The organism is Microbulbifer mixtoriginis (SeqCode), assembly GCF_052466695.1.
The window spans coordinates 641,857-667,221 of the sequence record NZ_CP174285.1 but is presented as its reverse complement, the minus strand read 5'-3'; the positions used below and the strand labels follow the sequence as shown (position 1 = coordinate 667,221).

17 protein-coding genes are annotated in these 25,365 nt (G+C 51.2%); 10 read left to right on the top strand and 7 right to left on the bottom strand.

Annotated elements, in window-relative coordinates; all coding sequences use genetic code 11:
- Positions 1 to 81: 81 nt before the first annotated feature.
- Together ACJJI0_RS02890 and ACJJI0_RS02885 are read right to left on the bottom strand one after the other, a co-directional pair.
- Positions 82 to 339, bottom strand: a complete 258-nt coding sequence (locus ACJJI0_RS02890; RefSeq protein ID WP_252081970.1) for a glutaredoxin family protein — start codon at positions 337 to 339, stop codon at positions 82 to 84.
- Positions 336 to 1,217, bottom strand: a complete 882-nt coding sequence (locus ACJJI0_RS02885) for an FHA domain-containing protein (protein WP_444884597.1) — start codon at positions 1,215 to 1,217, stop codon at positions 336 to 338. Before ACJJI0_RS02885 ends, ACJJI0_RS02890 begins: the two co-directional genes overlap by 4 nt.
- Positions 1,218 to 1,546: 329 nt before the next feature.
- Here ACJJI0_RS02885 and ACJJI0_RS02880 point away from each other — a divergent pair, with 329 nt between their 5' ends.
- Both ACJJI0_RS02880 and ACJJI0_RS02875 read left to right on the top strand, forming a co-directional pair.
- Positions 1,547 to 2,479 (top strand): PP2C family protein-serine/threonine phosphatase, encoded by a 933-nt coding sequence (locus tag ACJJI0_RS02880; RefSeq protein ID WP_444884596.1) that lies wholly within the window; start codon positions 1,547 to 1,549, stop codon positions 2,477 to 2,479.
- Positions 2,480 to 2,496: 17 nt separating this feature from the next.
- On the top strand, positions 2,497 to 4,833 hold the full coding sequence (locus ACJJI0_RS02875) for an SUMF1/EgtB/PvdO family nonheme iron enzyme (RefSeq protein WP_444884595.1): 2,337 nt from the start codon (positions 2,497 to 2,499) through the stop codon (positions 4,831 to 4,833).
- 201 nt (positions 4,834 to 5,034) lie between these two features.
- Here ACJJI0_RS02875 and rlmKL read toward each other — a convergent pair whose 3' ends face one another.
- Positions 5,035 to 7,233: a bifunctional 23S rRNA (guanine(2069)-N(7))-methyltransferase RlmK/23S rRNA (guanine(2445)-N(2))-methyltransferase RlmL gene (gene rlmKL / locus ACJJI0_RS02870; protein WP_444884594.1), complete on the bottom strand. Its 2,199-nt coding sequence runs from the start codon at positions 7,231 to 7,233 to the stop codon at positions 5,035 to 5,037.
- 423 nt (positions 7,234 to 7,656) lie between these two features.
- Between rlmKL and rmf the strand changes: the two genes are divergently transcribed.
- Positions 7,657 to 7,908, top strand: coding sequence for a ribosome modulation factor (gene rmf / locus ACJJI0_RS02865; RefSeq protein ID WP_444884593.1), 252 nt, complete (start codon positions 7,657 to 7,659; stop codon positions 7,906 to 7,908).
- Positions 7,909 to 8,047: 139 nt separating this feature from the next.
- On the opposite strand, the gene ACJJI0_RS02860 is transcribed toward rmf, so the two are convergent.
- Together ACJJI0_RS02860 and ACJJI0_RS02855 are read right to left on the bottom strand one after the other, a co-directional pair.
- A complete protein-coding gene (locus tag ACJJI0_RS02860) occupies positions 8,048 to 9,085 on the bottom strand; it encodes a quinone-dependent dihydroorotate dehydrogenase (RefSeq protein WP_444884592.1) in 1,038 nt (345 codons plus the stop codon).
- 130 nt (positions 9,086 to 9,215) lie between these two features.
- A complete protein-coding gene (locus tag ACJJI0_RS02855) occupies positions 9,216 to 14,132 on the bottom strand; it encodes an NAD-glutamate dehydrogenase (protein ID WP_444885907.1) in 4,917 nt (1,638 codons plus the stop codon).
- A 315-nt stretch (positions 14,133 to 14,447) separates the two neighbouring features.
- On the opposite strand from ACJJI0_RS02855, the gene ACJJI0_RS02850 reads away from it, so the two are divergent.
- The 6 genes from ACJJI0_RS02850 (at position 14,448) to ACJJI0_RS02825 (ending at position 21,711) form a co-directional block, all read left to right on the top strand.
- On the top strand, positions 14,448 to 15,419 hold the full coding sequence (locus ACJJI0_RS02850; protein ID WP_444884591.1) for an AAA family ATPase: 972 nt from the start codon (positions 14,448 to 14,450) through the stop codon (positions 15,417 to 15,419).
- Entirely contained in the window at positions 15,419 to 16,390 is a 972-nt protein-coding gene (locus ACJJI0_RS02845) for a DUF58 domain-containing protein (protein ID WP_444884590.1), read from the top strand. Before ACJJI0_RS02850 ends, ACJJI0_RS02845 begins: the two co-directional genes overlap by 1 nt.
- 100 nt (positions 16,391 to 16,490) lie before the next feature.
- Positions 16,491 to 17,042, top strand: a complete 552-nt coding sequence (locus ACJJI0_RS02840; RefSeq protein ID WP_444884589.1) for a DUF4381 domain-containing protein — start codon at positions 16,491 to 16,493, stop codon at positions 17,040 to 17,042.
- Entirely contained in the window at positions 17,035 to 18,072 is a 1,038-nt protein-coding gene (locus ACJJI0_RS02835; RefSeq protein ID WP_444884588.1) for a vWA domain-containing protein, read from the top strand. The genes ACJJI0_RS02840 and ACJJI0_RS02835 overlap by 8 nt, the downstream gene beginning before the upstream one ends.
- Positions 18,072 to 19,943 (top strand): VWA domain-containing protein, encoded by a 1,872-nt coding sequence (locus ACJJI0_RS02830; RefSeq protein WP_444884587.1) that lies wholly within the window; start codon positions 18,072 to 18,074, stop codon positions 19,941 to 19,943. The genes ACJJI0_RS02835 and ACJJI0_RS02830 overlap by 1 nt, the downstream gene beginning before the upstream one ends.
- 64 nt (positions 19,944 to 20,007) lie before the next feature.
- A complete protein-coding gene (locus ACJJI0_RS02825; protein WP_444884586.1) occupies positions 20,008 to 21,711 on the top strand; it encodes a BatD family protein in 1,704 nt (567 codons plus the stop codon).
- Between the two features lie 93 nt (positions 21,712 to 21,804).
- Here ACJJI0_RS02825 and ACJJI0_RS02820 read toward each other — a convergent pair whose 3' ends face one another.
- Together ACJJI0_RS02820 and ACJJI0_RS02815 are read right to left on the bottom strand one after the other, a co-directional pair.
- Positions 21,805 to 22,899: a glycosyltransferase family 4 protein gene (locus tag ACJJI0_RS02820; protein WP_444884585.1), complete on the bottom strand. Its 1,095-nt coding sequence runs from the start codon at positions 22,897 to 22,899 to the stop codon at positions 21,805 to 21,807.
- Positions 22,899 to 24,017, bottom strand: a complete 1,119-nt coding sequence (locus ACJJI0_RS02815) for a glycosyltransferase (RefSeq protein ID WP_444884584.1) — start codon at positions 24,015 to 24,017, stop codon at positions 22,899 to 22,901. Before ACJJI0_RS02815 ends, ACJJI0_RS02820 begins: the two co-directional genes overlap by 1 nt.
- Positions 24,018 to 24,116: 99 nt before the next feature.
- Here ACJJI0_RS02815 and ACJJI0_RS02810 point away from each other — a divergent pair, with 99 nt between their 5' ends.
- Entirely contained in the window at positions 24,117 to 25,361 is a 1,245-nt protein-coding gene (locus tag ACJJI0_RS02810; RefSeq protein ID WP_444884583.1) for a glycosyltransferase, read from the top strand.
- The last annotated feature ends 4 nt before the right edge of the window (positions 25,362 to 25,365 follow it).

Sequence of the window (25,365 nt, the reverse complement as noted above, 5' to 3'; positions counted from 1 at the left end):
GAATAGGAATAAAGCCCCCCCTTGGGCACCCGCGTCATTAGGGCTTAAGGAGGGAGGTATCTCCCAATAAATAACGGGCGCCTAACCAATTCGTTTGGCCAACCAAGCTTGCAGCTGCGATTGCTGAAAGGGCCATGCATAAGTGTCTTCAGGATCACCGAGCCCCACCACGGGTATCAAAAGACTAAAGCGCTCGAATAAATTGTCATCATCGGCAATATCTACCTCCCTTAAACGCAACCCAAACTGCTCGAGCAGGGGCCATATTTCCAGCTTGGCCTTTTCGCACAGGCTGCATCCAAGGGTGGTATAGAGCAGCAATTCACGGGGCGAACTCATGAGAACACTCCCAGGTTATTAACCCAAAAATATCCGGCAGCACCGGCAACCAATAACAGAGTCAGGCCCAAGGCTTTTATAGGGGTACGTGGCTGAAGTTTTTCCTCCTGGGGCTCAGCCATACTTGGGCTCTCTTCCCGCAGCCCAGCGATAGAAGCCGAGAAGGATCTCTGAGTGACATCTTCAGCTGCCACTTCACCTGAGCCAATTATTGGAGACTTCATAAGATGTGAAGAGATTGCAGGGCGCACTGCAGTGCGATCAAGATCATCCGCAGGGCCCACAACAGAAAAACTCAACGAATCAAACCGCAGTTCATCGCCTCTTCGCACACGGCTTTCCGTGATCCGTCGACCATTGACGAATGTCCCGTTGGCCGAGCCGAGATCAATTGCGAACAACAACCCTTCACGTACCTCCAACCTTGCATGGCGACGTGAAAGGTGTGACAAAGAAAAAGTGATATCGCACTCCTCAGAGCGCCCCACCACCGCGCCTCCCTTTACAGGAAACACTTTCCCCGCTATCGCCTTGTGATTTGCCCGTAGCGCCCAGGCGGTATTTTTCGACTTGCTCGAATTAAGTTTTGTTACTTTGGGGTCAATAATTTGCAGTGTTCGAGTGCCGATTGTTATCTGATCGTTCAGCTTGATTCGACAGGCTGATGCTATCGGCTTCCCATTAACCAATACATGGGAGTCTCCAGAAACATTCCCCAGGGTAAGCTGCCCCCCCTTAATCGCGATCTTTAGATGTAACTTCGCAATCGAGTCATCCGGTATACACAGATCACAACCCTGATCTCGCCCCACCGTTACACCGGGGGCCACCAGCCAAACACTCTGGCCAGAATCGTTTACATCACAAAGTTTTAGCATTGATCACGCTCCTCAGCCCTAAGGAGACTGAATATAGGGCAGCCTAAATAAAGGGACTGTCCCAATTAACAGTAAAACCTGAAAAAAATTTGCAGATTGAAGATAAAACCGAGTTTAACACGGGCAATATCATTAGCGTGTGATTGGGTTTGCAGCTTACAATGGCGCAAAGGTCTAATATCCGGCTCAGGCAGGGGTGACCAATTCAGCTGCCATTGGTGTCGTTGGGTAAAGTACACTTGCAGCACCACAAGGAAAAGACGGATCTTTGCCAAATCGGCTATCACCGTCAGTTACGATGAGAAACCATAACAGGTAGTTGCACGCCAGTGAGTGAAGCCAAAGTTCGCGAGGTATCGCGGCACAGCGAAGTAGTTCAACACACCCCAAGTGCTACACGTAGCGCTGGCGCCACTCATCCCGGCTACCGGCGAGAGCAGAATGAAGATGCCTATTGGGCAGATGAAGAAAAAGGCATTTGGGTCGTCGCCGATGGCTTGGGCGGACACCACGCCGGCGAGATTGCCAGCCAGACCGTAGTAGAAGAAATCCAACAGTGCGCGTCAACTGACCGCCACTATGAACGCGGCCTACAAAGGGCCCACGCCTTACTGCTTGGTGATGAGCACAGCACTGCCAATATGGGCTCAACCGCAGTAGTGCTCGCCGAGGAAGGCGATTACTATCACATCTATTGGGTTGGAGATAGCCGAGCTTACCTCTGGACACCGGGCGACAAAAACGGCGAACTCAGCCAACTGACAAGTGATCACTCCTATGTTCAGATGCTGATGGATTCCGGTGCCATCAACTCAGAGGAAGCCGCAACCCACCCAAATCGCCACGTCATTACCCGATGTATCGGCGGTAGTACCAACCCCAAGCTCGAAGTGGACAGGGTATCTCATCGCTGGAGCTCTGGGCAAAAACTCCTACTTTGCAGCGATGGACTCAGCTCCGAAGTACCCAATGAAAAAATAAACCGGATCATCGCTGAAAACTCCAATAACCACCAAATAGTTGAGCTTCTCATAAACGCAGCCCTTGATGCCGGTGGCAAGGACAATATCACCGTTCAAGTTATCGAAGCACCAGCTATCGCCCCTCCCCCAAGCTTTTCGCAAGAATCTCACAACAGCACTGCACAAAACGAAACTAATAGTGACAGCCAAAGCAATAGAAGCTGGCGACCACTTCTGGTCTTACTTGCTGCTTGCGGAGCAATTGCCGCACTGGCAGGCGGAATATTCCAGCTATTTTAACGGGGCCATAACACACCATGGAGCTCGTAAAGAGTGGCAATTCGTCGCTACAAATCCCCGGCTATCGCATCCTCCGCAAAATTAACCAGGGTGGCATGTCCACGGTATACCTAGCCATTCAGCGCAGTGTCGGTCGACAAGTGGCCCTCAAGGTTATGTCGCCGGTTCTCAATGCCGACCCAATTTTCAGTGAGCGATTTCAACGGGAAGCCAACATTGTCGGACAGCTCTCCCATCCAAATATCGTTGGCATCCATGATATTGGACGCTATCGCAGCCTTAACTATATCGCCATGGACTATATGGCTGGGGGCTCTGTTTCTGAAAGACTCGCCAAAGGGCCATTGGAGCCACTGGAAGCCCTCAATGTTGTACGCCAAATCGCCATGGCCTTGGACCACTCCCACAGCAAGGGGTATGTGCATAGGGACCTAAAACCAGAAAATATACTGTTTCGGGAGGATGGCTCTGCCGTATTGAGTGATTTTGGCGTGGCGCGCGCTGTTGCACATACCACAAGAATGACCAATAGCGGCATGGTGGTAGGCACACCACACTATATGAGCCCCGAGCAGGCCAGAGGTAATGCTATTGACGGCCGGGCCGATCTCTACAGCCTAGGTGTTGTCTTTTATGAAATGCTCACTGGTGCTGTCCCCTACCAAGCAGAGGAAGCGGTGGCTATTGCCATCAAGCACCTGACCGACCCCATACCCAAGTTACCTGCTCGGCACGCGCTATACCAGCCGATCATTGATCGCGCCCTGGCCAAAGAGCCGGCCAAACGATTTCAACGGGGCTTGGATGTCGCAGATGCAACCGATCAGTTAGTTGCAACCCTAGCCGGCAAGCCCAGCCAGCAAATCAGCCAGTTAAACAACGCCTCTGTCGGTGTTTCCAGTTTGGCCCGTGCACTTTTTCTCACTCTGTTGAGCAGCCTCCGGGATCGCTTTATTAAAGGCTGGCAGGTGAGACTGGAAAACCCTCAGCAAGTGGACTCCGTACGTAAAGATCAGGATACCCTGGTGCGTTTACGACAGCTGGTCAGTGAACCAACAAAGCACAGGCGCCCATGGGCACTAACCGCCATCACCGCCATTACGCTACTCTTTGGCTGGAGCATTCATAGCACTTTCAGTGGTAAGGAAACTTGGCTTAGCCAGATCACTTTATCCGACAGCGCAAGACGCCATACCTCCGATACTACGCCCAGCGCCGATCCCTCTGAAGAAGTACAAGTCAGAGATGTAGAGAAGCCTCCAGTTAAAGATCTGGTACAGACACAAGGGCAGGAGATCTCTCAAGGTCATTCCATAAACAACCAATCCCCGGAAAATTCACTATCGGGCAATCTACACACCCAAAACTCGGTTGTGCTTTCACAGGAGGAGCCAAACTCAGTACCAAAGTTTGCATTTACGGTCAAAACTGAGCCCGAAGATGCCCGCGTGCGTATTATGAATATAAGCCCGCGCTATGCACCGGGCATTCGACTAGAGCCCGGGCGATACGATGTAGAGGTCAGCAAACCCGGCTATGACCGCTATCGTAATTGGATCATTATTGAGGATCAGAACCACCAGCTTTCGGTAAAGCTACAAAAAGCCTATTTTGCCGGAAAGAAAATACGCTCCAAGCTCTCCTCCGGCGATCAGGGCCCTCAGATGATCATAGTAGGCTCGGGAGAATTTATGATGGGCAGCAATAAGCGCAGTAATAGCCGCCCCGAGCATCAAGTAAAAATTCCCAAACCCTTTGCCATATCAACTCAAGAAATCACTTTTGAGGATTACGACCGCTTTGCTCTCGCCACAGGGACCAATCAGCCCAGTGACTCAGGCTGGGGCCGAGGGAGGCGACCGGTCACCAATATTACCTGGCGGGACGCACAAAAATATGTTGAGTGGCTTTCAGAGCAAACGGGACAAAAATATCGTTTGCCCAGCGAGGCCGAGTGGGAATATGCAGCCCGCGCGGGCACTGACCAACCTTTCTGGTGGAAAAGCAGCAATGCAAGGGGAAAAGCCAATTGCAGGCGCGGATGTGACAGTGAATTTAACAGTCTCTTTATCACGAAAACCGGACCGGTAGCGAATTACCAAGCCAACCCTTTTGGACTATACGATACGGCCGGCAATGCGGCAGAGTGGGTGCAAGACTGTTACCAACCCGGTTATGATAAAAACCACAACACATCTGCACCACTGAAAATCAAAAACTGTCAGTTACGCAGCGTTCGCGGTGGCTCAATGCGGGACCCGTCTAGCAGAATTGGGGCAGATTATCGCAAGGGCCTCAATGAAAATAGTCGTGCAAAGGATGTAGGAATGCGGATTGTTATGGAACTTTATTGACCGACCCCAGGCTACTTTCGAAGCAAAAAATAACCCTATTTTTCATTGAGCCTGTGGCTGTGGCTTTTGATTTACACCAACCAAATAGTGATACAGAAATTCTTTATACTCTAACCTTATGACTGCCAGCAGCGGCAACACTTCCCTGTGCCGCATTAACTCACTGCATCATTCAGACCCTAGGCTAGCAGCCAACTCCCACTACTTAGCCCGAACTTCCCAAACGTTGTGGATTTTAGGGTTGCGTTGAAAATCCTTATCCAACAACTGTAAAGACTGCACAGCAAAGGCATCTGTAATCGCCACATCCATTTTAAAACTGCGCAAATTATTGGAAAAAATCAGAGTGCCCCCCGGGGCCAATAATGCCATGCATTGGCTGATCAGCTTGGCGTGGTCGCGCTGAATATCCAGCACCCCGCGCATTTTGGCCGAATTGGAAAAGCTCGGGGGATCGAGGAAGATCAGGTCGTAATGGCCTTTGCGATTTTGTTGGGCCGATGCCAACCACTGCAGGCAATCAGCTTCCACCAGCTGGTGCTTATAGGGATCCATACCATTTGCACGGAAGTTTCGCGCAGCCCAGGATTGATAGGTTTTGGACATATCCACACTGGTACTTTGTACGCTGCCACCCAAAGCAGCTTGTACAGTGGCTGTTGCGGTATAGCAAAACAGGTTGAGAAATTTCTTCCCAGAGGATATCTCGCGCAGGTGCTTTCTCACCGGGCGATGATCTAGGAACAGCCCTGTATCCAAGTAGCGCCATAAATCCACTTCCAGCTCAGCGCCGTACTCCTGCACCTGCAAGCTAGCCCTTTCGTCAACCTGTTTTTGATACTGGCCAGCGCCCTTTTGGCCACCTTTATGGCTGTGGCGGCGACGCTCCTTGATACTAATTTTCCCTCTAGGCAGCTCCAATACGGATTGCACGGCTCTCAACAGATCCCTTAACCGGTTGCGCGCCTTACCCTCATCAATACTGGCCGGCGGGCGGTACTCCTGGAGGTGAGCGTAGAGCTCCCCTTCTAAGGTGCGATATAAATCTACTGCAGCGGCGTACTCCGGTAAGTCAGCATCGTAGAGCCTATAACAGTCAATACCGTTTCTGGATGCCCACTTGCCTGTTGTGCGCAAATTTTTGCGCAATCGATTGGCCACCATTTCAGCTTCTGGGGAAAGCTTGCGTTCCTTGGGTGCGCTCTCGGCCTGCCCCCCCTGTTCGCGCACCTGAAACAACAACAACTGACTGGGGATTGAGCCGTTATACAACTGGTAGTGCTTGTGAGAGCGTAGCCCGGTGGAATATCCCAACTCAGGGTTGCCGGTAAAAATTCCCACCTGCCAACCGGGAAACTCCGCCTTTAACTGCTTACCCAACTCGGCGTAGGTTTCTCGCAGAGCCTCCTGCTCACCAAGGCGCTCACCATAGGGGGGGTTGGTCAATACTAAACCAGTATTGATCTCCCGATGACTCGGAACCTTGAATGCGGCGACCGGCCGGCAACTCACCCGCACCTGGCGCTCCAATCCCGCCCTATCAATATTGGCTTCGGCAGCAAATAGCACCCTAGCATCGGCATCATAACCTCGAATTTCCGGCAAAGGCTTCTCCAAACCGGCAACGCGACGCTGTAGAGCCTCTTCACGAAGCTCATTCCAAATATCGCTCTGATGGTTGAGCCAGCGCTCAAAGCCAAAACTCTCACGGAAGAGACCCGGAGCAATATCAGCAGCCATCATGGCCGCTTCAATCAAAATAGTGCCCGAGCCACACATTGGATCCAGCAGGGCCCCGCCCTCAACCGCGATCTGCGGCCAACGAGCGCGCAATAACAGGGCTGCAGCCAGGTTTTCCTTGAGGGGGGCAGCCCCGATATGCGTTCGGTATCCCCTTTTATGCAAGCTATCCCCACTGAGATCTATGGCAATATCCAGCCTGTCCCGCTGCAGTCGCAAAGCCACAGTCAGGTCCGGATTGTGCTTATCAATACTCGGTCTCGCCCCGGTTTTATCACGCAAGCGATCAACGATGGCATCTTTTGTTTTTTGGGCTCCGAACTGACTATTACGGATTTCCCGATTTGTCCCCGAAAACTGCAACCACAGTTTGCCCGAAGGGCCAATATGCTCCTCCCAAGGCTGTGCAGCCACCGCCCGGTAGAGGTCTTCAGCATCACCGATGCGAACCTGATCGAGTTGCAGCAAAATCCGGTTTGCCAGGCGACTCCACAGACAGCAACGATAAGCAAGCTTCAAGGAGCCGGTAAAATGTATGGCTGCAGGCTGCTCCCGAAGGACCTTAGCCCCCAGAGACCCAAGCTCTACAGCAAGTAAGCTTTCCAACCCTTTCGGACATGTCGCAGTAAACTTAAATTCTTCTATACGTGAGTCGATCAAAACTTTTACTCGATAACCCCTAGCATCAGGGGGATAAACATGGCGCCTCTTGGCGCAAATTAGATTTTCAAGAGCCTGGTAGACATACCAAGGGGTCAGTATTCCCCTCTACAGGCCAGATTTTCTGGCGCGATTATCCCACTTTGTAGCGGCGGAGCCTACGTAGTCGGGATATCTTGCTAGTGTCTACACAGTCACCCCGACTTTTAAATGCTTCTCCGTAGATATCTTGAGAGCGATGCCCAGCCATTTTCCGATTTTGCTCTCTCCACCATATTCTTGCTATGTGGGAAGCGATAGGAGTCACACAACTGCCCGCGCAAAAGTTTCGCTAAGCTTTAATTGTCGATGCAACAAAACCGTAATAAGCATCCAACGGACTGCGCCGCAGTTCGTAAATCTACAAGCAGAGGTGCCGTATAGATGAAACGCCAAAAACGCAATCACGCCGACAGGGCTTTCTACAAAGGGTATTTGGCAGCCCTGAACAATAAGTCTATAGATAGCTGTCCCTTTGTCGAAAATGACCCACACCAGGAATGGGTTAACGGCTGGCGTGAAGGGCGGGAAGATTACTGGAATGGCTTTGACAGGACTACCAAGGCGCAAAAACTGGAAATCTATGGCGCCATTTCCACCGATATTCAATATCCAGACGGCTGGAGTACTATTTAGCCTGCGGGAAAGGTGCAGGTTCACCTGCACCTTTTACACGACCACCACCAGGCTGCACCTGCATCCCTCTGAACCCGTTCGACGATAAAGATGAATTCAACATCTCAATCTAGTTTTATAGGACCAGGCAATACTGGCGCTATTCACCAGCTGAGCGACGACGCTCCATAGCTATAGACTCCACCGCTTCGCGAACAAGCTGCGGTCCCCGGTATATAAACCCGGTATAAACCTGTACGGCAGTTGCCCCTGCGCGAATTTTTTCTGCTGCACTGTCACCGTCGAAGATTCCGCCAACACCAATAATAGGGATCTGCTTGTCCAGAGCCTTCGACAGCTGCGCAATAACCTCAGTGGAGCGGTGCTGTAGAGGCATACCACTCAGCCCACCCTGCTCGTTACCATGGGGCAGATTAGCCACAGATGACTTATCAATGGTGGTATTAGTGGCAATGACGCCATCAATACCGTATTCGCACAGAGCCTCAGCGATCTGCTCTATGGCATCCCCTTCGATGTCTGGCGCGATTTTTACCGCAACGGGCACGTAGCGATCGCTCTTTTGGGCCAGTTCCGCCTGCTTCTCCTTGATACTTCCCAGCAGCCTGTTGAGGCTCTCACCAAACTGCAGGTCCCGCAGCCCCTTGGTGTTCGGCGAAGAAACATTGGCGGTGATGTAATCCGCATAGGGATACACCTTTTCCATACAGAGCCGGTAATCATCCGCCGCCTTTTCTACCGGAGTGTCGAAGTTTTTACCAACATTGATTCCCAAAACACCTCTGTAACGGCGGTGCTTCACTCTGTCGATTAAGTAGTCAACTCCCAGGTTGTTAAACCCCATACGGTTGATAATGGCACCCGCCTCTTCCACACGGAACAGTCGTGGCAACGGGTTGCCCGGCTGTGGGCGCGGAGTCACGGTGCCAACTTCAACAAAACCGAAACCCAAAGCACCCAAACCGTTAAAAGCCTGGGCATTCTTATCCAATCCTGCAGCCAGACCAACAGGGTTTGGTAGGGTCAACCCCATCAGCTCTACCGGGTCGTGAGCGACTGCCTGTTTGAAAAAAGACATCAGGCCAAGGCGCTCAACGGCACCAATTGCATCCAGAGAGAGGTGGTGGGCCCGCTCGGGATCGAGCGCAAACAGAGCTTTACGCAGAGTTGAATACATACCTTTCCTTACGTGGGGACTGAACCCGTCCGCCAGGAGTCAACGAACGGGGATAGAATTTCATTGCCACCCGTGAAATAGCGCCAAGGAGAACTAACTCCCTAGCGCTATTTCCCGAACTCACTTCGGCCTACTCAGCCAGGGTTTCGCGGTCTGCAGTTGCGTGGGCAAGGTACATCAACTCGCGCAGCGCTACTGTAAACATCGCAAAATCACCGACGGCAGCTGCCTTCAGCTCGGCAATCATGTTGTGCCAACGCTGAATAGCCGGCGCCATAATAGCGCCCCAGCGCAACATTGCACTATCTACGTCCAATTTCTCCACAGTGGCAAGGCGCAGGATATTCACTGCCAGGGTGGCGAGCTGGCTGTCTAAGTCATCCATACTCGTTTCGCGTGCCTGGGCTTGCCAGAAGCTGTCCACCGGTAGATCGACAATCAAATTGCCAAACCAGTGTAGATTCAACTCGTCAGAGAGGCTGAAATAGACTTTGGCCACCTCTTCTACAGGGCGGTCACTGGCATAAGCAGATTCGGAAATGCCCAGTGCAGAATAAAGGTAGGTCGGGGATGCTGATAGCAGGGCAATCTCCTCTGGCAGCCCCGCCTCCAATAATTTTTGGTAGCGCTGTTCCCACTCACCCAGCGGACCACCACTCAGGACTTTCGGCAGGGCCTTGATCACCCTCTGCACCTGAGACTGGAACAGTGCGCAGTTTTGTCCCGGCTCCAGATCACTGCGACGATTGCGCAGGAACCAGCGGGTGGCACGACGGACCCGACCGATCATGGAGTTGAGCAACTCGGTCTGCAGCTCGGCCGGTACTTTGTAGTCCAATTCAGCCAGTTGCTGCTGGAATTCCACCATCTTATAAACATCGCGGGCACTGATATAAGCCGCAGCGACATCATTGACATCTGCGCCTGTTGCCGTGCTGATGCGGTTGTAGAAGGTGATTCCCATGCTGTTCACCATTTCGTTGGCCACCTGGGTGGAAACGATCTGGCGCAGTAGGGGGTGCTCGTAAACCTGGCCCTTATAACGCTCCACCAATGCCGAAGGAAAAGCGGATTCCGCGGCTTCACGCACTCGTGGGTTATCCGTGATTTCCGCCTCTTGAAGCTCCTCTTTTAACTTCACCTTCACATAAGAAATCAAAACGGAAAGTTCCGGCCGGGTCAGGGTCTGCCCCTTATGTACCCGATCGGAAATCTGCTCGTTATCGGGGATAAACTCCAGAGCCCGATTCAGTCGACCGTCATCTTCCAGGGTATTAATAGTGCGGCGGTATTCGTCAAGGCGTTTGGAAACTTGGTATTCCGCCACACTCAATGCACGAGTTTGATCATAGTTATTGTGCAGCACCAGATCACTCACGGAGTCTGTCATACCATGCAGCAGCTCATTGCGCTGCTTCTCGGTCAAGTCACCGTTGGCAACCACTTTATCGAGGAGAATCTTGATATTCACCTCATGGTCGGAACAGTCCACTCCTGCCGCGTTATCGATAAAGTCGGTGTTACAGCGGCCGCCATTGAGGGCAAATTCGATACGTCCTTGTTGGGTCATACCAAGGTTGCCACCCTCACCAAAAACTTTGGCACGCAACTCAGCACCATTAACCCGCAGATGGTCGTTGGATTTGTCACCCACCTCACTGTCGGATTCAGTCCCGGCTTTCACATACGTACCGATGCCACCATTCCAGATTAAATCAACCGGCGCACGCAGCAGTGCGCTGATTAATTCGTTTGGCGTGAGTCGGTCTTCTTTGATATCGAAGGCTTCTTTCATTTCAGGTGTGATGCTAATTGCCTTCACCCGGCGCTCAAAAACACCGCCCCCTTTGGAAATGAGAGTGCGATCGTAATCCCTCCAGCTGGAGCGAGGCAGCTCAAACAGGCGCTTGCGTTCTTCAAAGCTAGCCGCTGCATCAGGGCTTGGGTCGATAAAAATATGCATGTGGTTGAAGGCGGCCTTCAACTGAATATGCTCAGATAGCAACATACCGTTGCCAAAGACATCCCCACCCATGTCGCCAATACCGATGACAGAGAAGTCCTCTTTCTGAACATCCACCCCCATCTCGCGGAAGTGCCTCTGTACAGATACCCAGGCACCGCGCGCGGTGATTCCCATCTTCTTGTGGTCGTAACCCTGACTACCACCTGAGGCAAAGGCATCCCCCAGCCAAAAACCGTAGTCCTCAGCAATACCATTGGCGATATCGGAAAAAGTCGCGGTTCCTTTATCTGCAGCCACTACCAGATAGGGGTCATCCTCATCCCTGCGCACCACTTGCTTAGGCGCTACTATCTCACCATTTTTCAGGTTGTCGGTGATATCTAGTAAACCGCGAATAAAGGTTTTGTAACAGGAAATGCCCTCTTCCAGCATGGCTTCGCGACTGCCATCCGCCGGAGGACGCCGCACAACGAAACCGCCCTTGGCTCCACTGGGGACAATCACGGCATTTTTTACAGCCTGGGCCTTTACCAGCCCCAACACCTCGGTGCGGAAATCTTCTAAACGATCGGACCAACGCAAGCCGCCACGGGCTACCTTACTACCGCGCAGGTGAACACCTTCCACTCTGGGGGAGTAAACGAAGATTTCAAATTCCGGGCGAGGTTCGGGAATACCGGGAATATCCCGCGGGCTGAATTTAATAGAGATGTAGTCTTTAGGCTGGCCGTCAGCACCCGCCTGGAAGAAGTTGGTCCGCAAAGTAGCCAGGATCAATTCGAGATAACGACGCAGCACCAAGTCTTCGTTGAGATTTTCAACAGCATCCAAACCGTCATGGATCTTAGCGATTAATCGATCAACTCGTGTTTGCTCCTGCTTGCCACTGCTAAGACGCGGGTCAAACAATGCGCGGAACAAAGCCACCAGATTGCGGGTAATTTCAACTTGATTGGCCAAAGTCGCAGCAATAAAGCTCTGGCTAGCGCTAGATTTTGTTTGTTTCAAATAACGGGCGTAGGCACGCAACATAGAAACCTCTCGCCAATTCAGGCGAGCCGCCAGCACCAGACGGTTAAAAGCATCACTTTCCGCAGTGTGATTCCAAATAGCAGCGAATGCATCCTGGAACAGCCCGCGCGATGCTTGGGCATCAACTTTTGTTGGAAGGCCAAACTCCAGATGGAACTCATGCATCCATACATCACTACTGCCACAAGGGCGAATGGTATATGGGAACTCGCCCATAACTCTAAGACCGAGATTTTCCAATACTGGGATCACATCGGAGAGGGTTAAGCCGCTACCCCAGTTAAACACCTTAAAGCGCAAGCTACCCTGGGCCGCACCTACCGGCTGGTAGAAACTCATGGCCACCCGGTTGTTTTCGTTGAGATTCTGGATTGCTGCCACATCCTGTACAGCGATACGCGGCTCAAAATCCTCACGGTAACCAGCAGGAAAGGCTCGACCAAAGATACGGAAAAGTCGGTTACCCTCTTCCTCTCCACTGCTTTCAACTAAGGATCTTTGAAAAACGTCTTCCCAGGAACGGGTAATATCCACAATCTGCGCCTCCAACAGCGCTACATCTATATCGACAGGTTCATCGGGCGAGATGCGGAATACAAAGTGCACACGCGCGAGAATGGATTCAGAAAAATAAGTCGTAAAGTCCGATTCTTTGGCTTTAATTGCCTTGGAAATATGGGAGCAGATCAACTCACGTACGTTACTGTTGAATTGATCTCTCGGCACATACACGGTGGCCGTAACAAATTTTCCAAAAAGGTCTCTACGCATAAACAGGCGAACATGAGCGCGCTCATTCAAACTGAGCACACCCATCACCACTTTAAACAGGTCCTGACTACTACTTTGGAACAACTCATCGCGGGGGAAGGTATCCAAAATACGGCGCAACGCCTTGCCATCGTGGCCATAACCGGAAAGGCCACTGGACTCAATAATGGAGGCCATCTTACGTCGGATAATCGGAATTTTGGCTGGGCTTTCCGTATACACAGGGGAAGTGTATAGCCCCATAAATGCCGACTCTCCAATTACCTCACCCTCGGCGTTGTAACGTTTGATCATTACATAATCTGAATAGGCACTGCGATGCACACGGGATTTCACCGAGGATTTGGCAAAAGTCAGATAGTTAGGCCCCTCGTAAAAGCGCTGCTTACCCTCGCTAAAGGCAGCTTCGAGCATTGGAGCTGCAGACTCTTCCAGTTTTTTGAAAATACCCAGGCGGCGATCTTCCACCTCACTGAGAATTTTCTTGTCATCAACCTGACTGAACTCGTATTCCCGGTAGCCAAGGAAGGTAAAGTTGCCATCGCGCATCCACTGCAGAAACGCACAGGCCTCGAGAAGATTGGTATCGTCCTCCGAGACCCCGGCTTTCAGCTGCCCTTCCATACCCCCACAGGTCTCGAGCATCGGCGCATAATCATCCACTACCAGCTCTACATCGCCTAGGACATCTTTCAGCGCCGCACTGAGTTCAGAGGCAAACTTGGCGGAAGTGTCATGATTGACCTCAATATAAATGAGGGCCTCACTGACCAGCTTCGATCCCTTGGCGGGCTTATGATCCTTGGCCGTAACATGGTCGAAAGATAGATTTGGAATTTCATCCCGCGGAGGCAGTAGGTGTTTTAATTTGCCACTGGCACTGCGCTCTAGTTTTAACACCGTACTCTTAATGGAATGAATAACCGTGTTTCTCTGGTTGACTTCCATACGCACCGAGTCCACCAGGAAAGGCATATCTCGCACCAACAGCCCAATTACAGTGTGCGAGCATTCCCAGCCATCGTCTTCCAGGCGTGGATTGAAGATCCGTACCTTCGGCAGGCCGTCAGAACGTTGTTGGATAAAGTTCCACCAGGTGTAGATACAACCGTAGATATCTACCAGGCGTCGGCCCTGCAGGTCTTCCAGCGGGTACTGGTGCAGGAACTGCTGCGCAAAAGCCACTACTGGTTCTGCATCAGATGCCAACTTGTCGCGAATCAGCTCACAAATCTGTGCTACCAATTCTTCACGGCTTTCGGTAATCACCGTCGCCATATTCACGGGGAACCTCCCAATCTCATTTTTGTCACATCGAATCCAATGACTGTAGATCCGAAAAGATCGTCATCTCATCCCTGAAGTGCTGCAGGGACGAGTCCTAAAAATTAAACTTTCACGTAACCTTGTAAGTGGCACTGGTGCCACCGAAAAAATGTCGCCAAAAAAGTGGGCTTGGGCGCGGTGGTTGCCTCTTCCTCTGGTGCCGTTAAAATCAACAGGCCCCACCGCTTTGGCGGCGACTATATATAAAAGATGGTAGATAGCCACCCGAATGAATAGGGCGGGTACATTTGTAGAAGAAGAGACGCTATGGAAGCAAACCGAAATAACAGAGATCACATCATCGCACTGGGCGACTGGCTTAAAGAGCAGATCATAGGCCAGGAAACGCTGGTTAATCGCATTCTTATCGCTCTGCTTGCCGATGGACACCTGCTTGTCGAGGGGGCGCCAGGCCTGGCCAAAACCAAGGCGATTAAAACACTGGGCGAAGCTATTGAGGGTGACTTCCATCGAGTTCAATTCACGCCAGACTTACTGCCGGCCGATATTACCGGTACCGACATTTACCGGCCGGAAACCGGAGAGTTCCATTTTCAACCGGGACCAGTCTTTCACAACTTGATCCTGGCGGATGAGATAAACCGCGCGCCGGCCAAAGTACAGTCGGCACTGCTTGAGGCTATGGCTGAGCGACAAATTAGTGTGGGTCGAAAAACCTATCCGCTGCCGCAATTATTTTTAGTGATGGCCACTCAAAACCCCATTGAACAAGAGGGGACTTATCCTCTGCCCGAGGCTCAACTGGATAGGTTCCTCATGCAAGTGAATCTTGCCTATCCCGATGCCGAGGCGGAAGCAAAAATCCTGCGCCTGGCCAGATCCGAGGCCACCCTTGGCGAAAATCGCCCTACCGAAATCATTAGTCAGGAGACCATTTTTCAGGCTCGCAACCAGATTCTGGAAATGCAGATGGTCGAAGCCGTGGAAACCTATACTGTCCAACTTGTCATTGCTACGCGCGAGCCGGCGAAGTATGACAGCGAGCTGGCATCATGGCTAGATTTTGGTGCAAGCCCAAGGGCAACAATTGCACTCGACCGCTGCGCCCGAGCACGCGCATGGTTAGATGGCCGCGATTTTGTAACGCCCGATGATGTCATGGATGTAGCCCCGGATATTTTACGCCATCGCTTGCTACTCAGCTTTGAAGCCGAAGCCGCAGGTATCACTACCGACCAGGTTATTCAGCGCCTGCTGCAACAGGTGCCGGCTATCTGATGCACACAGCAACACCTCCATCAGATTTGGACCTGCGCGGCGCCTATCCGGAAGTCAACTCACTCGTACAAATGCGTTATGTCGCACGCCAACTACAACTCTTTAAACCGCGCCTGGTACGTAGCGACCAGGCTGGTAGCCTTCTTACCCGCTACCGTGGACGAGGCATGAATTTCGAAGAGGTACGGGATTACCAGGCCGGCGATGACGTGCGCTCAATTGATTGGCGTGTTACTGCCCGCACCGGCACTACCCATACCAAATTGTATCAAGAGGAGCGGGAGAGACCCATTGTTATCCTGCTCGATTTGCGCTCACCGATGTTTTTTGGCAGCCATCGCGCCTTCAAATCTGTAGCAGCGAGCGGCATTGCCGCAGCGCTGGGCTGGGCTGGACTGCAACATAGCGATCGCATTGGTGCCCTGCTCTTCTCGGATAACGACATCGATACAGTGCGCCCGAAACGCAGCCACCATGCCGTATTAGCGATGATTCACAGCGCGGTGGACAGAGCATCTAAATTACAGAGCCCTATCGCCGAGAATGGCAGCCAATCCATGCAGACTCTGCTGGAGGAAGCCCGCCGTATCGCCCGCCCCGGCAGTGCACTTTTTCTTATAAGTGATTGCCATGACCTCAATCAGGATTGCTCACAATCATTATATTTGCTGTCGAGACATGCGGATTTACAGGTACTGCGAATCACCGATCCGCTGGAACAGCATTTACCCGATCAGTCCCTGACAATTTCTGATGGCCGCCAGCGCACATTTTTGTACGCAGGCAACCGCCCCCTGCGTGAGCATTTTGCAGAGAAGCAGGCCCAGGCCCGCGCCGATGTTGAACAATTATGCCGGAGGCACCGACTTCCGCTGTTGGATTTTGACAATACAAAACCCATTGTCGGGGAATTAATGTCTTTTTACGGTTCACGCCAGCAAAACGGTTGGCATAAAAATAAAAGGCAATAGCCGTGAGCGATAGGCAACACTCTATATTTTCGCCAAGCAGGCTTTATGTAATTGGAGCGATTAGCGCTACCAACAAAGTCATTCCAACGGAGGGGCAACTATGCTGAGAAAGCAGCAACAACTACAGCCCCCCTCGCCTGAGGCCCAGGAATTACTGGCACAACTATACGATATCCAGGAACCAGCACCAGTGAGCTGGTGGCCACCTGCCCCCGGCTGGTGGCTCCTAGCCCTATTAATCATGTTATCTCTGTTGGGAATTGCCCTATGGATCAGATATCGGCGCAAACAAACTGAACGCAACCGCTACAAGGTTGAAGCGGTTAGTTTATTGAATGCGGTGGATATAAGCCGACCTGAAGCCACCGGGGAGATCAACGAAATTCTTAAACGTGTTGCTGTCACCACTTATGGCAGAACCCGCTGTGGCAACCTCACCGGTAGTGCATGGTTAAGTTTTTTAGAACAGAGCGCTTCTCTGAAGTGCCCTGATGAGGCACGGACAGCATTGCTCGAGCAACTTTATCGCGGCACTTCCAAGCCAGAAAGCAGCCAGGCTTTTCAACAATACGCTATTCAGTGGGTCCTGCAGCATCAACTGTCTATGCAGGAACCTGAAAAGCAAGTTAGTGAGGAACATGCCGGTGTTTGAGTTTGCCTGGCCCTGGGTTTTCCTGCTCACCCCACTGCCACTACTCGCGCGATGGCTAATGCCCCGCTCAAAGCCATTGAGCAGTGCCTTAAAAGTACCCTTTTACTCTGAACTCTCCCAACGCAGCGGTGGGGAGCAAAGTAACTATCTCAATTTATTATTGCTCACACTGATTTGGTTACTGCTGATCAGCGCTGCCGCGCGGCCTCGCTGGTATGGGGAGCCGATTTCCCAAGCCAGCAGCGCAAGGGATCTATTGGTTGCCGTAGACATATCCGGCAGTATGGAGACCCCCGATATGCTCCTTGGCGGGCGCCCGGCAATGCGTATTAATGCGGTCAAACAGGTAGTGGGAGACTTTGTCGAGCGACGCCAAGGCGACCGACTGGGCCTAGTGCTATTCGGCACCCGCGCCTACCTTCAAGCACCACTAACCTACGATCGGGAAACTGTAGGGACCCTATTGCGCGAGGCGCAAATCGGATTCGCCGGCCAGGGTACCGCTATAGGGGATGCTATAGGCCTCTCTGTTAAGCGCTTAACCCAGCGCCCAGCCGAGCAGCGCGTGCTAATCCTACTCACCGACGGCGCCAACACTGCCGGTGAAGTCTCCCCACTGAAAGCCGCCGAACTTGCACAGCAAGCGGGCATTACGGTTTACACCATCGGTGTGGGTGCCGAGGAAATGGTTCAACCGGGCTTATTGGGCAGCCGCTATGGCAGCCGCAGAATTAACCCCTCCAGGGATCTCGACAGCAAGACCCTGCAGGCGATTGCCGATACAACGGGGGGGCGCTATTTCCGCGCTCATAACCCCCAGGAACTGGCAGAAATCTATTCGGAATTGGATGAACTGGAACCTGTGGAGCAGGAAGCAGAAAGCTACCGCCCACTGAAGTCCCTATTTGTATGGCCGCTTGGAGTAGCCCTACTCCTGTCTTCTATTTGGGCAGTGGCTCCTCTCACCACTAATTTCAGATATTCCGGCAACGGCAATAAACAAACCACTACCAACGGAGGCCAGGCATAGTGAGCACCCCTGAGCTACTCCAATCGTTTCATTTTCTCCGCCCCTACTGGCTGTGGCTATTAATCCCCGCAGCACTCATTTGCTGGGGTTTGGGCAAAATCGTTCTAAACAATGCCCAGCTACAAAAGGTGATTGATGCAGATCTTTTACCGCACCTCTTAATGCGCGGCGGTGCCAAGCGCCCCTGGTTATTCGGGCTGATCTTTGCATTACTCGCCGCCATGATTATCGCTATGTCGGGGCCCACCTGGAGAAAATTGCCGACACCGGTTTACAGTAATCAAGATGCCCTGGTGATTTTATTGGATCTGTCTCCCTCTATGATGGCGACAGATCTCGCCCCCAACCGTCTCACCCGTGCAAGATTGAAAATTCTGGACATTCTTCGTGAGCGCAAAGATGGCCTGACCGCCCTGGTAGCCTATGCCGGCGAAGCCCATGTGGTCACACCACTGACAGAAGATACCGCCACTATCGCCAACCTGGTCCCCGCATTATCGCCTGCCATCATGCCGGTACCGGGAAGCAATATTGAGATGGCCGTATCGACCGGCATTCGCCTACTCAGGGATGGCTCTGCTGGGCGCGGGCAACTGCTCGCAGTTACAGACGGCATTGAGCCTGCGGCAGCGGATATCGTCGCAAAATCCCTGGCCGAAGCTGGAGTTGAACTCAATATCCTCGCTGTCGGCAGTGGCGAGGGCAGCCCAATCCCCCGCGGCAATAGCGGCGGCTTCGTCACAGATAGTAATGGCGCAATTGTGATTGCCAATTTTGACCCACGGGAGCTGCGTAAGCTGGCTAGAGGCAGCGGCGGCCGTTACGCCAAGATCACCGTCAACGACGCCGACATAGAACACCTGTTGCCGCAAAGCGAAACCCCCGAGCAGGCCGAATTGACCGAGCGAGAATTCGACCAATGGCGCGATGAAGGCCCCTTGTTAATTTTACTCCTCCTGCCCTTTGCCGCCCTACTGTTTCGCCGTGGCACTCTCGCCTGCACCCTGCCCCTAGCCCTATGCTTGGGCCTACCGAGTGAAGGTCAGGCTTTTGAATGGAAAGACCTCTGGCAACGCAAAGATCAGCAGGGACAGGAATTACTCAACAAAGGGGAGTCTGCCGAGGCCGCCGAAACTTTCCGCAACCCGGAATGGCGCGGCACGGCAAATTATCGCGCCGGTGATTATGCCGCTGCTCAGCAGGACTTTGCCCAATTAAATGATGCGCAAGGCCTATACAACCTGGGCAATAGCCTAGTGCAACAGGGAGACTATGAGCGCGCCATTGAAGCCTATGACCAGGCTCTGGCCCAGGCCCCGCAATTCTCCGATGCGCAACACAACCGGGAAATTGCCGAGAAACTCAAGGAGCTTCAAGAGCGCCAGCAGCAACAAAACCAACAGCAATCCGGTGATCAACAAGAACAACAAGATAAGCAGGACCAACAACAGGAGCAGCAGGCCGGCAACCAACAGCAAAACCAACAAAGTCAACAACAGGAGAGCCAACAGCAGCCCTCCTCTGGCGAACCTCAGCCCTCCGAGCAACAATCCGGCCAAGAGCAGGAGCAATCAGACCAACAGCAATCTGAAAATGCTGAGCAACAGAAAAATGAGCAGGAGCAGCAGTCTCAGCAAGGCCAACAGGGCGAAGGCGAAGAAGAGCAAGGGAAGCCCCAACCTGCCGGCGCCGAAGAGCGCCAATTAGATCCTGAAACCCAGCAGGCTCTTGACCAATGGCTGCGCCAAATTCCCGATGACCCCGCCGGCTTAATGCGAGAAAAATTCAAATACGAAAGTCTGCAAAGACGCCGTGCCTATCGCAGTGGCGAGTGGGAGCCTCCTGAAAACGGCGCTACCCAGAGGTGGTAGAAAGATGCCCACAATGCACAACATTATTTTCGGCTTTAGATGTGACCAAACCCCAGGAAGGCTTATGGATAGCTTTTTTAGAAAACATAATCTTACTCGGCCACTAAACCTTACAGGACTTCATTGCCTGCTATTTTTTCTTGCTCTCTTTTGCCTGCCCGCAAGCAGTTGGGGCAGCGACCTCAATGCCAGCGTGGACCGCAATAAAATTGGTATTGATGAGACCCTGAATCTGCGCGTACGCTACTCCGGTGATGAGAATGGCGGCCAACCCGATTTCGAATTACTTGAGCAGGATTTCGATATTCTATCCCGTCAGCAATCCAACCAATATCGGGTAATTAATGGTCGTGCGGAAAGTTTCGTCGAATGGACGCTCACACTGGCACCAAAACGGGAAGGAGAGCTGTTTATTCCCTCTCTGCACTATAAAGGACAAGTTTCTGATGCAATCCCCATAAAAGTCAGCGAAGCCGGTAGTGCGCCCGACGGTGCCGATCGCAAAGCCTTTCTGGAGATCGAATTAGACAAAGATAAAGTCTACGTACAAGAACAGCTACTTGTTAAGGTTCGCCTATACACAACAATCGGCTTGCACGATATCGCCACCGAACCTTTACAAGTAGCGGGCGCCCATGTAGAAAAAGTCGATGAACAGCGTTATGAGCGCAAGCTCGGAGGCGTCAGCCATGCGGTATATGAACTCACTTATGCCGTTTTTCCCGATAGCTCTGGCCAGCTCTCTATCCCCGCAATGACTTATGTTGCGGTTGCCGGTCGCCGAGATCCTTTCTCACTGTTCAATCGCAACAGCCAGAGATTACGATTGCGCTCCCAGGCAAAAACTATTGAGGTCCTTCCCAAGCCTGACAGCTACAGCGGTGCCCACTGGCTGCCCGCTGCAAGTCTCGGAATCGTACAAAGTTGGAGCCAAAACCCAGATACCTTCACTGTCGGCGAGCCCATAACCCGTATTCTCACCATACGGGCAGAGGGTCTGCGTGCAGCCCAACTACCACCTCTCCCCAAGTTGGAAATTGAAGGCCTTAAAACCTACCCAGATCAACCACAACAAGAAGATCAGATAGGCCCAAATGGGGTAACAGGTAGCCGCATAGAAACTACCGCAATCGTCGCCACCCAGCCCGGTAATTATCAGCTACCCGCCGTCACACTCACTTGGTGGGATACCAAGAGCCAAAAACAGCGCGCCACCCAGCTCCCCGCCTTCCGCTTTGAAGTCAGCGGTACTGCTGCAGCCACACCCCAAACTCAAGAGCCGGGAAATCTCCCCACATTGGTACCTGGAACCACCACTTTGGAGGAGCAAGATCATTTCTGGCGCAACCTGGCCATAGCCGCACTTGCCTCCCACCTACTGTGGATTTTTTATCTCTATCGATATCGCCCCCAACGCCTGGAACAGTCCACAACGAGCACCAAGCCAGCAAGAAAAATGCACCACGAAGCCAAGCTAAAGAAGGCTCTTGAAAGTGAGGATCCTAGACACATTCAACAGGCCCTACTCGACTGGCTCCAGCAACGCTGGCCACAAGTTGAGGGTAATAATTTAAGTGAGGTTTCGCACCAGTTAGGCTTTGAGGAGCTTCATGAGATCCAATCGCTGCTCAGCGCAGCCATCTATCAAGAACCTGTTAAACCGCTAAATATAGTGAAGATAAAAGTTCTGGTTGATAGGTTGATGAGTCGAGAGGGTAGTATGGACAAGGCATCGGAGGTTGAAGAGTTACCGAAACTCTTCACCTGAATTTTAGTAGTGGGCTTGACCTGACAGCCACCTAATCCTGTTATCGATTTAGCCGGCCAAGCCCCAACCCATGTATATCTTTGATCAGCGCTATTACTGGGCCCGATTCAAAGTAGATTCCATCAATGAGAGAGTCTCAGCGGCTGCCCTATCCCAAGAAAACTCACTCGCCCTTTTCAGTGCACAGGATTGCAACTCAGTTACTTTCAGATGATCTTCAGTCATTACTGCGAGTGCCTGTGTAATTTCTGTAGTGGAATCTGGATTGACTGTTAATGCTGCATTCCCAGCAACTTCAGCCATAGCACCTCGGTCAGCCGTCAAAACAGGGGTTCCCTGACTATAAGCCTCGACTATTGGCAAGCCAAATCCTTCATATAACGATGGAATTAGTAGTGCTCTAGCCTCCCGGTAGAGCTTTGGCAGTTGATCGTCGGCCATATAACCGAGAATCTCAACGCTTCCCTCTAGGTCCAACGCCCGCACTCTCTCTTGCAGCTCAGGCATTCCCCATCCCCTACCACCACAAATTTTCAACGGCAGCGGCTCTGCCACTATCGTACGATATGAGGCATAAGCTTCTAACAACCTCCTAAGGTTTTTGCGGGGTTCAATCGTACCCACAAATAGAAAATACCCACCAAGAGGACCCGGGGCTTCAGAAACCTCGAGAAAAGGAGCCTCATAAATAGTCACAACCTTCTCAGCACAAGCGGAAAATGACTGCTTCAACTCACTTGCTGTAGATTCAGAAACGGCAATAACTGAGCCAGCCGACTTGACAGCGGGAGGCATCAGTAATCTCTCAAGCTGCAGACCCAAGCGCGACATAGTCTTAGGAAAGCGCTGCCATACTAAATCGTGGATTGTGAGCACCTTAGATACCGATCCCCCTAGGCAAAGCGGTAGGTGGTGACGGGGGGACCAAAACAGATCTACTTCATCCCTCCAAGCCCAAAATGGAAAAACTGTCTGAGCAAAGAAAGTACTGAGACTCCCCCTTTGAACATTTCCTGACCGGATAGTTACATTTGGTAGGGATTGAAAATCAACCAGAAGAGGTTGATGGCTATATAAGTACCAATGATGCTCACTTCTTAACATTCGCTCCAAAAGTGCACGGGTATAACGCCCAATGCCTGTAGTAGGAATTGAAAGTGGCCGAGCATCCACTGCTATTTTGGCCATTAATCCACCACTCCCCTTTCCAAGAGAACTTCCCGGTAGAGTTGGTGATAGGCTTCTGCCATTTTGTCAGCAGTAAACAACCTCTCATAACGACTACGACCAGCGCGCCCCATCTCCTCAGCTTTAACAGCGTCAGACCACAAATCATCCATCGCTTCGCGTAATGCAAGATGATCAGCCGGCCTCACAACATGGCCCGTTACTCCATCTTGATTAACAAAACTGGTTCCAGTACCGATTTCACAAGAGATAAGTGGCTTGCTGTTCATCAACCCTTCAATCAAGGTTACCCCGAAAGCCTCTGAGCGCAAATGCGAGGGGAACACGACGGCTCGGCATAATTTCATTAGCGCGACTTTCTCCTCATCACTGACGAAACCGGCAAAACAAATGTTACTTGCTCCAAGTTTATCCGCCAGAGATTTCAAGCGACTGGCCTCAGGTCCTTTGCCAGCGATAACTACACGATAGGGCTGATTCGCGGCGGCTCTAATTAAAAATTCCAACCCTTTATAATACCGGAGAACACCAACAAATAGCATAAAATCCCGGCCAAATTGCAGCTCAAGGACTTTCATTGTCTTATCCGAAGGTTCAGGGTACCCACCCTCGGATACCCCAAGGGGAATCACCTTCACTTTATCCTTATAAGCGGTAAGAACAGGGCTGCTTTCTTGATAATTGTACGATGTCGCTACGATACGATCTGCTCGAGCCAAAAACCAACGCATCAAAGGCCGATATATAGCACCAAGTAGTCGTTGCCTGACAATATCGGAATGATAAGTCACCACCAGCGGGCGTGACTTTCCAGCCACAAAATAAGCTAGATCACCGAACGGCCAGGGGAAATGAAAATGTAACAACTTGGCTTTTGAGCGATATAGAGCCCCAAAAAAACCCGGCCCAATACAGCAAGAAGCAATTGAGAACCAACGCTTTTTTGCAACAACAGGAAGCCGACCATTCAAATTTAAATTTGCGGGAGTATCGGCAAGAGTTAGCACACCACACTTGTCTGTTTTTTGTGCAACCTCTAAGATTACCTGCTCGAGCCCCCCTTGAGATTCTGGGTAAAACGTACGGTAACAGTGGAGAATTTGAAGTTCGGGGAACAATTGAGACTCGCTTAATTGATGGGTTAGTAACCTACTGGTAACCTGTTGTTTTATAACACATTAAGGTATATTAACGCCCCCCAATAGCCCGGTGTCAACGTGAAAATACTATTCTCTACCATGCAATTCGGGCCCGGATATAATCAAGGAACCGAAAAATACATACGTAATCTTGCGCTAAATTTAAGTAAGCGCGGTTGTGACGTAATAGTCGCGGGCGGCGATCCTGAAGGGATATTAGGTAATCGCACATTCATTGATGAAGGAGGATTTCGCCAAATCAAACTTCCAACTTTTGGATGGGGGACAACTGAAGGTGACTCAGTAGACAATTATCTTTCTTTACTTTCTGAATTGAAGCCCGATCTCGTGCACATGGTGAATCCGGCACATATTGGTATTAATTTACTCAATGCAGCTCAGAAATTAGGCATTCCATACTTTATTTCGATTACTGACTTCTGGTGGCTATGCCCCAAACATACATTGACTCTCAAATCCGGCGATTTCTGCTCAGGCTTTATCGATCAAAAAACTTGTTTTCGATGTATTGCAGAAACACATCCTAACAAGCTCCTAAAAACTGCTTCTCAGCTCACCTTTGTTAGGAATTCTGTCGCTAAAATTCTACATTTAAAGAATACTTCATTTGCGACCACACTAGAAAACAAAAATCGTAAACAAATATTGGCCTCAATCCTAAATAAAGCAAGAAAGGTAATTTGCCTATCTAAAACAAGCCTGAGACTGATAAAAGAGTACTACTCACTCAATAATTGCCACTATATTCCTGCAGGTCTTTCGGATACCTGGTTCGAAACAGTTCCTGACCGACAAACGAACACTACCCCCTTCGTAGTTGGGTTTCTTGGAGCTGTCGCCCCTCACAAAGGCCTGCATACTCTAACCCATGCACTAAATACTCTTAACGATTCAAAAATAAAACTCAAGGTCGCAGGAAGAATTTCTGACCAACGCTATGCCAAACAGTGCCTAGACTCCTATAAAATTACCGAGTATGCCGGTGAGCTTTGCGAATCACAGAGTAAAGAATTCTTAGACTCTCTGGACTTGTTAGTAATACCTAGCAACTCACCAGAAAATCAACCTCAAGTGCTACTTGAGGCAGCCGCCAGGAAGAAGCCTGTACTTGCTTCTAATACTCCAGGTTGTGCAGAACTACTTTCTCCAGTCGCCATTTTCTCTGTTAATAATGCGAACCAATTGAAAGGACTGTTAGATATAGCTAGAAAAGACATATCGAAAATAGGTCATCCTACTTTGGGATTATCCGCGAAAGCAGTTTCTGAAAAAATTTTCTCCGAATACCAAAAAGTGTTTTAACCCC

Bases quoted from the DNA above. Each gene is read 5' to 3' on its own strand.
- ACJJI0_RS02890 (WP_252081970.1), bottom strand. From the start codon at position 339: ATGAGTTCGCCCCGTGAATTGCTGCTCTATACCACCCTTGGATGCAGC.
- ACJJI0_RS02885 (WP_444884597.1), bottom strand. From the start codon at position 1,217: ATGCTAAAACTTTGTGATGTAAACGATTCTGGCCAGAGTGTTTGGCTG.
- ACJJI0_RS02875 (WP_444884595.1), top strand. From the start codon at position 2,497: ATGGAGCTCGTAAAGAGTGGCAATTCGTCGCTACAAATCCCCGGCTAT.
- rmf (WP_444884593.1), top strand. From the start codon at position 7,657: ATGAAACGCCAAAAACGCAATCACGCCGACAGGGCTTTCTACAAAGGG.
- ACJJI0_RS02860 (WP_444884592.1), bottom strand. From the start codon at position 9,085: ATGTATTCAACTCTGCGTAAAGCTCTGTTTGCGCTCGATCCCGAGCGG.
- ACJJI0_RS02855 (WP_444885907.1), bottom strand. From the start codon at position 14,132: ATGGCGACGGTGATTACCGAAAGCCGTGAAGAATTGGTAGCACAGATT.
- ACJJI0_RS02850 (WP_444884591.1), top strand. From the start codon at position 14,448: ATGGAAGCAAACCGAAATAACAGAGATCACATCATCGCACTGGGCGAC.
- ACJJI0_RS02845 (WP_444884590.1), top strand. From the start codon at position 15,419: ATGCACACAGCAACACCTCCATCAGATTTGGACCTGCGCGGCGCCTAT.
- ACJJI0_RS02840 (WP_444884589.1), top strand. From the start codon at position 16,491: ATGCTGAGAAAGCAGCAACAACTACAGCCCCCCTCGCCTGAGGCCCAG.
- ACJJI0_RS02825 (WP_444884586.1), top strand. From the start codon at position 20,008: ATGGATAGCTTTTTTAGAAAACATAATCTTACTCGGCCACTAAACCTT.
- ACJJI0_RS02820 (WP_444884585.1), bottom strand. From the start codon at position 22,899: ATGGCCAAAATAGCAGTGGATGCTCGGCCACTTTCAATTCCTACTACA.